Raw genomic sequence first — 12,268 nt, forward strand, 5'->3', positions numbered from 1 at the left:
AGGCAATTACCACAGTAGACGCAGCTGACAGTTCAGCGGCAAAACCACGGCTTGGGGTTAAATGGGTAATGGCGGTACCTACCGTTTTAATGACCCGGGCACCTAGCGTTGCCAGACCAATAACAATACCAATACCACCCAGTGGCAATATCCACCAAGCCAGGGCGGCCTTGCTGGCAATCTCGCCACCAGAGCTAACTACACTAACTACTGCAGCCAGCGGCCCTATGGCATTGGCCACATCGTTTGAACCATGGGCAAATGCCATACAGCAGGCGGTCGTGATCATTAACACGCTGAAAATACGCTCAACATTATTAAACTGCATTTTTTTATCGGCAGCCGGGTCAATTTTTATCCGGCTGATCGCCACTTTACCCACCAGACCAACAATGATACCCAGCACCAGTGCCATTAAGTAACCATTGGCAGTGCTGATATCCAGACCAATATGCTTTAAACCTTTTTGTACCGTCACCAGCGCCATAATAAAGGCAGCAAATGCCATATAAAACGGCACATATTTTTTAGCGTTTGCGATAGGGTGATCCGTATCGAAAATCAGCTTTTGCGCGCTCATGAAAAACATATAGGCCAGAATACCTGCCAGGATAGGTGTTACTACCCAGCTGCCGACAATGCCGCCCACCTTATCCCAGTGCACCGCATCAAAACCCACACCAACTGCAGCGAAACCAATAATTGCTCCGACAATAGAATGGGTGGTGGATACCGGCCAGCCAAAATAGGACGCGGCAATTAACCAGGTCGCGGCAGCCAGCAGTGCGGCTATCATGCCGTACACCATCAGCTCTGGTGCATCGACAAAGAATGCCGCATCAGTAATGCCACCACGGATGGTTGAGGTAACCGAGCCGCCAGCCAGATAGGCACCGGCAAATTCAAAGATAGCTGCAATAAATATGGCTTGCTTAATGGTCAGTGCTTTAGATCCAACCGAGGTGCCCATCGCGTTGGCAACATCGTTAGCGCCAACACCATAAGCCATCAGAAAACCGAAAACTGCAGCCAGAATAATCAGAATGAGGCCGTATGATTGAATAATATCCATCAGTAATACCTTTTTTAATTAACGGGCGAGCATAATTTCTAAGCGGGAACCCACTTTCTGGGCAATGTCGGCTAAATCGCCAATCCACTCGATGGTCCGGTATAAAAACATCACGTCTACCGGGTTTAAATCGGCTTCGGCAATCCGAACCGCTTTGCGCAGCTTAATCTGCATCTCATCCGTGTCATGTTCAATCGCATCCAGTTTTTCCACCATTTTGATCACGAGTTCAACCTCTCGACCACGGAAACCGGTTTCCAACAGTTCGTCCAATTCGTTAATGACTTCAGAAGCCATCGCGGTGGCATCAATACAGCGCTGGATATAAGCATGAAAATCGGTCTGGATAGCAGCGGGTATTTCCAGCTCACGGCCCAGCACCCGGCCTGAGATATCTTTGGTTTTATTGGCAATTTTATCCTGCTGTGCCACCAGTTCCAGAATATCGGTGCGATCTACCGGCAAAAATAACCCGCGCGGCAAGTTAATCCGGATTTCCCGTTTCATCTGGTCGGCATCTTTTTCCAGAGTAACGATATCTTTTCGTACTTCTGCCGCTTTAACCCACTCTTTCTGATATACCGCAGCAAAAAACGGTAACAGCAGCTCACTAGCTTCGTGTACCTTGCGAATATGTTCTTCAATCGGTTTTATCGGTGATTTAGCAAACACGGATAAAAAAGTATTACCTGGCATAGTGTGGCCTCATAATATTCAGGGTGAATAAGGTCGGCGCGCATTGTAACTGCAATCAAACCGCAATAAAAATGAAATATTAGCAGATAAAACAGAAACGCCTCAGCCAGAAGTCTGGTTGAGGCGTTTTAAAAAAGCGAGTCGGCAGAGAAACGTTAGCTGCGGGCTTCTTTCTCTAACATTTCTTCTGAGCTGTGTCTGACCACCTTGCCCTTTACAAAGAAAATAATGTATTCAGACAAATTTTTACACCTGTCACCAATTCGCTCCAGAGAACGGGCGGACCACAGCACATTCATAATTTTTGGAATTGACCGGGGATCTTCAATCATATACGTCATTAACTGACGGGTGATTGATTCATATTCACGGTCGACTTTTTTGTCTTCTTTGTGCACCGTTAACGCGGCTTCAACGTCCATTCTGGCAAAAGCGTCCAGCACATCATGTAGCATCTGGCCGACATGGCGGCCCAAATTATCAAGATTAACCAACAGGTCTTGCTGGGCGCTGTTAAATGACTCGAGGGCAACTTTGGCAATGCGCCGCGTTTCATCGCCGATCCGCTCTAAATCGGCGATAGTTTTTAAAATTGCCATTATTAACCGTAAATCGCTGGCTGCCGGCTGACGTTTAGCAATAATCCGGGTGCATTCCTGGTCAATTTGCAATTCCCAGTCATTCACTTTTAAATCATTCGCAATGACCTGCTGGGCCAGTTCGCTGTCGCTATTGGCAATGGCCGCCAATGCATCAAACAGCTGCCTTTCAATTAACCCGCCCATCGCCATTACATGGTTACGAACCTGCTCTATCTCATCGTTAAACTGACTTGAAATATGCTTTGATAAATTTAACTTATCCATTGCCTGACCCTTGCTGCTGTTAAATGTGCTGCTTGCTGAATCCGCTAACCAAAGCGCCCGGTAATGTAATCCTCGGTGGCGCGCTGGCTTGGATCAGTAAACATCTTATTTGTTTCATCAAACTCTATCAGCTGGCCCATATTTAAAAAGGCGGTGTAATCTGACACCCGGGCAGCTTGTTGCATGTTGTGCGTTACGATTACCAGAGTATAGTGCTGTTTTAAATCGTACATCAGTTCTTCAATTTTTAAAGTTGATATAGGATCTAATGCCGACGCGGGTTCATCCAGCAGCAATACTTCCGGCTCTATCGCAATGGCTCTGGCGATAACCAGTCGCTGCTGCTGACCACCCGATAAATTAACCGCGCTATCATGCAACCGATCGCGCACTTCGTCCCACAACGCTGCTTTTCGTAAAGCAGATTCCACTAACTCGTCTAATTGTCTTGCTTGCTTAATACCCTGCAAACGCAGGCCAAAGGCCACATTTTCATAAACACTGTGCGGAAAAGGGTTAGGTTTTTGAAAAACAATGCCGACTCTGCGCCGCAGCTCAGCCACCTCCACCGCCGCGTGATAAATATTCTGACCATCCAGCAACACTTTCCCGGTGGTCTGGGTATCATCCAGTAATTCATTCATCCGGTTAAAACTTCGCAGCAAACTTGATTTACCACAGCCCGAGGGGCCAATAAACGCAGTAATCTTATGCTGTGGAATACGCAAGTTAACCTGCTGCAACACGGTTTTACCAGAAAATTTCAGCGATAAATCCTGCACTTCCAGTTTTGCGGTAACCTCTACCTTCATATCTTACCCTGCTAATGTTACAGTTTTATTACTCGCTGACCGGTCGATTGCGGTAACGTATATTTAACCGCTTACGCAACCGATAAGCCAATAAATTCAGCATAAATATCAGTGTTATAAGCACCATCGCTGAGGCAAACACCAGCGGTTCAGCTCGCTGAGCATCCGGGCTTTGTAGGCCAGCGTCGTAAATATGCATACTCAGGCTGGTTATTTTTTGTTGTAGCTGTAAATAGGGAAATTCAGTGCTTACCGGCAGCGCAGGGGCCGATTTAACCACGCCGACAAAAACTAACGGCGCCACTTCACCAGCAGCACGCGCAATCGCCAGCATCAGGGCGGTAACCATGGCCGGAGATGCCTGCGGCAATACAATTTTCCAGATCACTTCTGCTTTAGTGGCCCCCAGCGCAAAGCACCCCAGGCGCAAGTTTTTAGGAATGCCGGCCAGCCCCTGCTCCGTAGCAACGATAACAACTGGCAAGGTAAGTAACGCTAGGGTCAATGACACCCACAATAACCCCGGGGTACCAAAAGTTGGCGTTGGCAGACTATCAGGATAGAACAGACTATCGATGCTGCCACCAAGAAAATATACAAAGAACCCCAGACCAAATACACCAAAGATGATAGAAGGGACGCCAGCCAGATTATGCACGGCAACCCGGATCACTTTTAGTAAGGGCCCTTCTTTAGCGTATTCGTGCAGATAAACAGCGGCCAGCACGCCCAGTGGCGTAACCAGCACTGACATCAACAATACCATCAGTACGGTACCAAGAATCGCCGGAAATATTCCCCCCTCACTGGAGGTACCACTGAGAAACTGCCACCAGTTCAGCAAATACTGCAGTAGTTTGTTACCAATATGGCCAGCCATGTCTGCTGGCCAGAACACGCCAATACTTTGCAGCACAATAAAAGCCAGTAAACCACCCACCAGCAACAGGCTGAGTGCAACTGCCCCGGCATTTAACCAGATCCAGGGGGTGCCTTGAGCAAACCACTTTCGTAGCATGGTTATAACCTCTGATACTTTTTACGTAATCGCTGCCGGATCACTTCAGCCGTGGTGTTGGCAACAAAGGTAAACAGCAATAACACCAGAGCGGCAACAAACAATACTCTGAAATGACTACTGCCGACAGTTGCTTCAGGTAATTCGATGGCCAGGGTCGCCGTTAAACTGCGCAGCCCCTCAAACACATTAAAATTAGTTATCGGGCTGTTGCCGGTTGCCATCAGAATAATCATGGTTTCACCGATAGCCCGGCCAACACCCACCAGGGTTGCGGCAATCAGGCCGGGGGCAGCCAGGGGCAGACTTATCCGCAGCACCGTTTGCCAGGGCGTGGCACCCAGGGCGAGCGCACCACGGGTAAGTTGTGACGGTACCTGATACAGCACGTCATCGGCGATAGCAAAAATACCCGGGACTACTGCAAAGCCCATAGCGATGCCGATAACCAGGGCATTACGTTGCTCATAGTACATCCCTTGCTGTTCCAGATATACCCGCAAGCCAGCGTCGAATAAGCGGCTGTCTAACTGGCCTGCCACTGCAAACACCAACGCGCTAACAACCGCAAGCCAAACCATTAGCAGCACAATTTCCCAACCATCACTGCAGCGCTGCCTAAGCTTAAGCGGAAGCCTTGGCCATATTGCAGCTAGGGCCAGAATACTCAGTGGCAGCATGACCACCCACAGTAACAGCGCCAGCAAATGCCCTTCAATAACCGGTGCCAGCCACACTGCGGCGATAAACCCCAGAATTACCGTGGGAAACGCCGCCATCAGTTCTATTAAGCCCTTTATCCGTCGCCGTGGCCCCGCAGGCAAAAAGCAGGCGGTGTAAATGGCCGCCATAATCGCCAGCGGCGCGGCAAATAACATAGCGTAAAACGCGGCTTTCAGGGTGCCGGTAGTTAACGGCACTAAGGAGAACTTGGGTTGATAGTTATCTGCCGCTGAAGAGGTTTGCCAGATAACGTCAGGCCTGGCAAACCCTTCGTACCAGACACTGTGCCATAGCGTTTGCCAATTGACCTCTGGATGAGGGTTATTTAACGCATAAGAGTAGCGGCTGGTATCCGTATAGATACTCAGCTTTTGATTGTCGGGCGAAAATGCTAACTTTGTCGCGGCGGTAATGGCGGTATTCTGCTGCCACAATGGCCGGGCTATACTGGAATAATAAACCGCCAGCTTACCGTCGGCGGCCAGGGTGGCAAAACCACGGCGGTTATGCTCCGCGGCAATCTGCACTATCGCCGCCTGCTGGCCGGGCAGCTCTCTTATCAGCTTTAAATGAGCTGCGCTGCTGTTTTCAGCCAATAAATACCATTGTTGTAAACGACCACTCTGATAACCTGCCAGCACAGCCTGATCGGCAGTCAGCCAACGCAGGCTGGTCAGGGTGTCATCAGATTCGCTAAGCTGCCACTGTTGCAGGCAGTTCCCGGTGCTGCGGGTTAAAGACAGACAGGCATCGCCAGCTGCAGTCGCTTTTAATTGGTATTGGCCGCTGGTCGATGTTGCCGTGTATGTTGCGACAGGCGCGGTGTCAAATGGCGCGTTTCCCGTTGTATGAAAGGTGGCGGCAGAGGTACCGGCCTGGGCAGGCTCGCTATCCGCTTCTGCTGAGGATAGCGATAACCCTTTTGATGCATGCTCGGAAAGCACCGTCGGCAATGCCACACTACTAACCCGTTGAAATACCGGAATGACCTCGCTGAACAAATAAATAAACATGGCCGCCAGCATCATTACCACGCTGATGCCAGATAAGCCAATAACCGCATGCAACAGACGGTTGTACCAGCGCCGGCGGCGCTGCAACCTCCGAGCGGCCTTGTTAGCAACAAGCAGCGGTGCTGTCATGGCAGCACCGGGAGGGTCGACAACCCCAGGGTCTGACGCCAGTGCGCAATTACCGCTGCTGGCAACGGCAGAAACCCGTCCTGCAACACCATCTGCTGACCCGCCTCCGATAACACCAGATCAAAAAATGCGTATTGGTTTGCTGTTAATGGCTGGCCAGGTGCCCGGTTGACATAAATATAAAGCTGCCGGGCCAGGGGATAATTGCCGCTCAGTGCATTAGCAGCTGTTGGCGCAACAGCCGGCCCACCGTCACTCGCCAGTGCCAGCACTTTCACGTCACCTGTGGCATAACCGATACCAGAATAGCCGATACCACCCGGAGACTGGCTAATTGCCCTGAGCATGGCTGAAGAGCCTGCCAGCTTATTTGTGCGGGCTTTAATATCACCATTACATAGAACATGTTGCTTAAAGTAGCCATAGGTTCCCGACACGGCATTGCGGCTGTACAGCGTAATAAAACGCCGCTGCCAAGGCCCGGTCAGGCCTACTTGCCCCCAATGCTGAATATCCGTTGGCGCACCACAGCGCCGGTTTATTGAAAATATAGCATCCAGCTGAGCCAGGCTTAATTGTTCCAGAGGATTATCGGGATGAACATAAACCGCTAACAAATCAATCGCTACCGGCACGGCCGTTGGTTGATAACCAAAACGCTTAGCAAACTGCTGCAACTCCGTCTGGCGCATTGGCCGACTCATTGGGCCAAGCTGGGCAGTCCCCTCAATCAGGGCAACCGGTGCGGTAGAGGAGCCAATACTCTGAATTTGAAAATTGACATCAGGGTGGCGCTGCCGGTATTCGTCAGCCCACAATTGCATGACCTGATGCAGGGTATCAGAACCCACACTGGACAATGTACTGTCGGTCTTAGCAGCAACTTCTGACATCCAGACGCAGCCGCAAAACCCTATCAGGATCAATCCTGGCAACGCTCTGCGCCATCTGCTTAGCACCATCTTTTCTACCCATACTATCGGACTTGCTCGCAACATCTTATAACAGCTGCACATGACAAGACAGCAAACCAAAAATAAATAGTTAACTAGCGTTTTAAAATCAGAAAGTTGGGTCTACACTCTAAAACACTTTTTCACGTAATTTGTGTAATAACAGACCGCTTAGCGGCGGTTTAACCTTGAGTGATAGTAAGGGAATGTCCATATGAAGCAGTTAGTCCTTACCGTTATTGGTAAAGATAAAGCAGGGTTAGTAGAACAGTTAGCCAGGGTAATAAATGACCAGAATGGTAACTGGATGGCCAGTAATTTAAGCCACCTTGCGGGTTACTTTGCCGGCATAGTGCAGATTGAAGTGGCAGAGCCAGATCTGGGGGCCTTGGTTACAGCGCTCAGTAAAGTCAGCGATTTAGATATCAAAGTGCAGCAAGGTGAACACAGCGAGCTGAATAAACAGCAACAGTTGCGCTTTGTTATTACCGGCAATGACCGCCCCGGTATCGTCCGTGAATTATCGTCCGTGATTAAACATAAAGGTACCAATATCATTCAGTTTTCCAGCAATAAACAAAGCGCGCCTAATTGGGGGGTGCCGCTATTTCACGCTGAAGCCACCGTGCAGTTGCCAGCAGGTCTCAGCCGCGATGAGGTAATAAAAGCACTGGAAGCGATTGCTGCCGATATTGTGGTCGATGTGGAAACCTCAGTAGACTAAACCACGCCACCTTCGCTATGGATATCTCCCGATACGTTGAAACATGGCAGCCAGCGGTTCGTTGGCGGTCATGCTTCATCATTTTGTCACAAAAATGCCATAGTGTGCTTTGCAGGCAGTAAGCAGGAGCAATCAGTATGGATCAGCCAGCATCACCATCACAAACCAATGGGGCTCACCCCGACTACCCGTTATTCCCCCGCGAATTAAGCTGGCTGGCTTTTAATGGCCGGGTGTTGCAGGAGGCAGCCGATACCCGCAATCCGCCAATTGAACGACTCCGTTTTTTAGGGATCTACTCCAATAATCTGGATGAGTTTTTCCGGGTTCGGGTTGCCGATGTGAAACGGCGCATTCTGCTGAAAAAATATCAGACCTGGGAGCATGAAGATGCTGAAACTTTGCTTGCGCAAATTCAGCTGCAGGTTAAGGAGCTTGCCAAACAATTCAATAAAATATATTTGGATATTCAGCTGGAGTTGCGTAAGCATAATATCGAACTGATTGATGACAGCAAGCTGACCGAGGCGCAATCAGGCTGGGTAAAAGCGTTTTTCCGCAGGGAAGTAAAACGGCATATTTCACCTATAATATTATCTAGCACCGACAGCTCGCTCAGTAAAATTCTGGAAGATAATACCACCTACCTGATGGTTGAAATGACCGGCAGCGGCAAACCGGATTATGCCATTATTGAAGTGCCTACTGCGGAAGTGTCCCGTTTTATTGAGCTACCGTTACAGTTAAATACCCGCAAAAAAAATGGCCACTACCGCCGGCAAATTTTATTGCTGGACGACATTATTAACCATTGTGCCAGTGACTTATTTAACGGTTTTTTTCAGTTTGACACGATATGCACCTTTTCCCTGAAACTAACTCGCGATGCCGAGTACAATATCAGCGATACACTGGATCAAAGCCTGATTGATAAGATGTCAAAAGGGATCCGGCAGCGTTTGAAGTCTGAGCCAACCCGCTTGGTGTACGATGCTGCCATGCCGGAACAAATGTTGAAAGTCCTGACCCGGCAATTGGGCACCAGCTCTACTGATGCTCTGATTGCCGGCAGTCGTTATCGTAATTTTAAAGACTTTATTGGTTTCCCGAACCTGGGCCATCAAAGTATGGAATTTCCGGCAATGGCGCCACTACCAAGCCCGGATTTTGAGCACTACCCTACCAGCTTCGATGCCATACGGGCGTCTGACATTATGCTGTACTACCCGTATCATGACTTCAGTTATTTTACCGAGTGGGTGCGCCAGGCATCGTTCGATCCCAAGGTCAGTCACATCAAAATGACGATGTACCGGGTAGCAAAACACTCACGGGTTATCCATTCGCTGCTGGATGCGGTGCGCAATGGCAAAAAAGTCACCGTTGTGGTCGAGCTTAAAGCCCGCTTTGATGAAGAAAATAACATTAACTGGGCACGAAGAATGACCGATGCCGGTATTGAAGTTATTTTTGGCCAGACTACCTTAAAAATTCACTCAAAACTTTGCTTAATTACCCGCCAGGAAAAAGGTAAGGCTGTTCGTTACGGCCATATTGGCACCGGAAATTTTAATGAGAAAACAGCCCGGATCTATACCGACATGAGCCTGTTTACCTGCCATAGCGAAATTACCGCCGAAATTGACCAGGTTTTCGAGTTTATCCAGTATTCCTACCGGCCTTTTAATTTTCAGCATTTAATTGTCTCTCCCACCTGGAGCCGGCCCAGACTGCTTAGTTTAATTCAACGGGAAATTGACTTTGCGGTCGCAGGACGTAAAGCGGAAATTTTTCTGAAAGTGAATAATTTGGTCGATGAAGAAATTGTGCAGCTGCTGTACCGGGCCAGTCAGGCCGGAGTGAAAATCCGGATGATTATCCGGGGCATGTGTTCGTTAATGCCAGGCCTGGCGGGTAAAAGTCAGAATATTAAAATTATCAGTGTGCTTGACCGTTATCTGGAGCATGCCCGGGTATATTTATTTCACAATGGCGGCGACAGTGCTCTGTATATCTCTTCGGCTGATTGGATGACCCGCAATATCGACCAGCGGGTTGAAGTCGGCGTGCCGGTCTATGATAGCCGGATTAAGCAACAAATTATCAGTACCCTGGATATCCAGTGGCGGGATAACGTTAAGGCGCGTATCATTGACGGCAAACATTCTAATGCCTATGTTAAGCGTGGTAATAAACGCAACGTGCGTTCTCAACAGGAGATTTATGATTTTCTGGCGCGACAGCAGGCGGTACAGGTTGATGCAGACAATTGACAGATTCTGACAAAATAGCGTCAACAGACGCTGATTACATGGCAGCCGTAGATCTTGGCTCCAATAGTTTTCATATGGTTATCGCCAGGGTAATTGATGGCTCACTGCAGTTACTGCACCGCGAAAAGCAAAAAGTGCAATTGGCGGAAGGCCTGAATGATGAGCTGGTGCTTAGCGAAGAGGCCATTGAACGGGGCTTACAGGTCCTGGCCCAGTTTGCCGATACATTGCAGCCTTTTGCGCCCAACGCTGTGCGGGTTATTGCGACCTATACCCTGCGCCGCGCCCGTAATTCCGCCACGTTTTTACGCCGCGCCAAAGTGGTGTTTCCATTTCCGATTGAAGTCATTTCCGGCCAGGAAGAAGCCCGGTTTATATATCAGGGGGTGGCTCATTTCGAGCATTTCAGCAACAAACGACTGGTCATTGATATTGGTGGCGGCAGTACTGAATTTGCGATTGGCGAGGGCCTGCAACCCTTAAGGTTAAGCAGTCGCAATATGGGCTGCGTTAGCTATGGCCAGAGTCACTTCAGCCAGGGAAAAATCAGCCCACGCCGGTTCGAGCGCGCTGTGTTACAAGCAGAACAGGAACTTGAACCCATTGTCAGTAGCTTTCGCAGCGCAGGCTGGCAACAAGCGGTCGGCACCTCGGGTACCGTAAAAACCATTAAAGATGTCATTGCGGGGCTGGGCTGGAACAGCACCAGTTTACGACTTAACGATCTAACGGCCTTAAAACGGCACGTGTTGCAGTACGATAACGCCAGCGAATTAGAACTGGCCGGTTTAACAGACGATCGAAAGCTGCTGCTTTGTCCCGGTCTGGCGATATTGATTGGTGCATTTAACATGCTACAAATTGACGAAATGGTCTATGTCGATGCCGCCCTGCGCGAGGGTGTGCTGTACGAGATGAGTGACCGGCTGCAACACCACGATATTCGTGAACATACGATCAGCAGTATGATGCGCCGTTATACGGTTGATGATGCGCAAACACAAAGAGTGCAACAGACCGCGTTGGCTTTATTCAGCCAGGTGCAGGCTGCCTGGCAACTGTCCGACGATGATGGCCTATTACTCAGCTTCGCCTGCAGAGTTTATGAAATTGGTTTGCACATTAATTCATCCGGGATCCAGAAGCACTCTGCCTACATTTTGCAAAACGCTAATCTACCAGGCTTTAACCAGGAGCAACAACTGCTGCTGGCTTGTCTCGTTCGTTTTCACCGCCGGAAAATCCGCGCTGACGAATTTCCTACCTTTAGTCTTTACCAATTACCTCAAGTCATTAACCTGCTGGTTTTATTAAGGCTTGCTGTATTACTAAACCAAAAGCGGCGCGACAGTTTCGTACCTGAATTCACTGTAAGCGCAGGTGCGCAGCAACTGCAACTGCTGCTGCCATCAGCGTGGCTGGCACAGCAAATGGTGTTGTCTGCAGATATACAGCTGGAACAAAAAGCATTGAAAAAAATAGCGTTTCGGCTCGACTGCCCGGGTTTAATTGACGTCACCAGCGCCTAAACACTGACAACGTCTTAAGCTATACTCCATTGCACCGGGCCAGTTAAGGCTTACGCTTGGTGACATGCCCTAACCCCGTCTGCCGGCCAGCCTGATAACCGGCTTCCAGTTGTTGGGGATCCTGGCAGAAACGGCCGACAGCAAAGCCAACGGGGGGCGCCACTACGCTAATCCGGCAATCTGCGGGTGGCTTAGCAATAAAATCCAGCGCCTGATTATATCGATGCGTGCGGTTCAGTACTGCGGCAAATAAATCAGGGTGCTGTTTAAAGAAAGGTTTCATTAATACTGGCAAGCGACTGACGCGCTTGCGATAGCCGCGGGGCTGCGACAGCACCACAGTAATATCCCGCGCGCCCATTTCATAAGCCTTAATGACCGGAATGGCATCGGCAAGGCCGCCATCGGTCATCCGTTCACCGTCAATCTGCGGAAAGTCCCGATACATCAGCGGTATGGC

11 protein-coding genes are annotated in these 12,268 nt (G+C 49.5%); 3 read left to right on the top strand and 8 right to left on the bottom strand.

Features of this window, described 5'->3' with window-relative positions; translation table 11 throughout:
• The 7 genes from ABY802_RS13695 to ABY802_RS13725 all read right to left on the bottom strand — a co-directional run.
• Positions 1–1,072, bottom strand: a 1,072-nt coding sequence (locus ABY802_RS13695; protein ID WP_372627690.1) for an inorganic phosphate transporter, incomplete at its 3' end; no start/stop codon positions are given.
• Positions 1,073–1,090: 18 nt separating this feature from the next.
• Positions 1,091–1,768 carry a TIGR00153 family protein gene (locus ABY802_RS13700; protein ID WP_372627691.1) on the bottom strand — a complete coding sequence of 226 codons (678 nt, stop codon included), beginning with the start codon at positions 1,766–1,768 and terminating at the stop codon, positions 1,091–1,093.
• A gap of 155 nt (positions 1,769–1,923) precedes the next feature.
• On the bottom strand, positions 1,924–2,634 hold the full coding sequence (gene phoU / locus ABY802_RS13705) for a phosphate signaling complex protein PhoU (RefSeq protein ID WP_290614275.1): 711 nt from the start codon (positions 2,632–2,634) through the stop codon (positions 1,924–1,926).
• A gap of 44 nt (positions 2,635–2,678) precedes the next feature.
• On the bottom strand, positions 2,679–3,446 hold the full coding sequence (pstB, locus tag ABY802_RS13710; protein WP_372627692.1) for a phosphate ABC transporter ATP-binding protein PstB: 768 nt from the start codon (positions 3,444–3,446) through the stop codon (positions 2,679–2,681).
• A gap of 28 nt (positions 3,447–3,474) precedes the next feature.
• Entirely contained in the window at positions 3,475–4,464 is a 990-nt protein-coding gene (pstA, locus tag ABY802_RS13715) for a phosphate ABC transporter permease PstA (protein ID WP_372627693.1), read from the bottom strand.
• Between the two features lie 2 nt (positions 4,465–4,466).
• Positions 4,467–6,329 (bottom strand): ABC transporter permease subunit, encoded by a 1,863-nt coding sequence (locus ABY802_RS13720; RefSeq protein WP_372627694.1) that lies wholly within the window; start codon positions 6,327–6,329, stop codon positions 4,467–4,469.
• On the bottom strand, positions 6,326–7,327 hold the full coding sequence (locus ABY802_RS13725) for a PstS family phosphate ABC transporter substrate-binding protein (RefSeq protein ID WP_372627695.1): 1,002 nt from the start codon (positions 7,325–7,327) through the stop codon (positions 6,326–6,328). The genes ABY802_RS13720 and ABY802_RS13725 overlap by 4 nt, the downstream gene beginning before the upstream one ends.
• 169 nt (positions 7,328–7,496) lie before the next feature.
• Here ABY802_RS13725 and ABY802_RS13730 point away from each other — a divergent pair, with 169 nt between their 5' ends.
• The 3 genes from ABY802_RS13730 to ABY802_RS13740 all read left to right on the top strand — a co-directional run bounded on the left by ABY802_RS13730 (position 7,497) and on the right by ABY802_RS13740 (position 11,808).
• Positions 7,497–8,006: a glycine cleavage system protein R gene (locus ABY802_RS13730; RefSeq protein WP_290614282.1), complete on the top strand. Its 510-nt coding sequence runs from the start codon at positions 7,497–7,499 to the stop codon at positions 8,004–8,006.
• A gap of 137 nt (positions 8,007–8,143) precedes the next feature.
• Entirely contained in the window at positions 8,144–10,279 is a 2,136-nt protein-coding gene (ppk1, locus tag ABY802_RS13735; RefSeq protein WP_372627696.1) for a polyphosphate kinase 1, read from the top strand.
• Between the two features lie 38 nt (positions 10,280–10,317).
• On the top strand, positions 10,318–11,808 hold the full coding sequence (locus tag ABY802_RS13740) for an exopolyphosphatase (protein ID WP_372627697.1): 1,491 nt from the start codon (positions 10,318–10,320) through the stop codon (positions 11,806–11,808).
• A gap of 43 nt (positions 11,809–11,851) precedes the next feature.
• Here the strand turns inward: ABY802_RS13740 and ABY802_RS13745 are convergent.
• On the bottom strand, positions 11,852–12,268 hold a 417-nt coding region (locus ABY802_RS13745), incomplete at its 5' end, for a DUF6363 domain-containing protein (protein WP_372627698.1).

Origin of the sequence: Arsukibacterium sp. (genome assembly GCF_041616895.1) — a bacterium.
Lineage (GTDB): Bacteria > Pseudomonadota > Gammaproteobacteria > Enterobacterales > Alteromonadaceae > Alishewanella.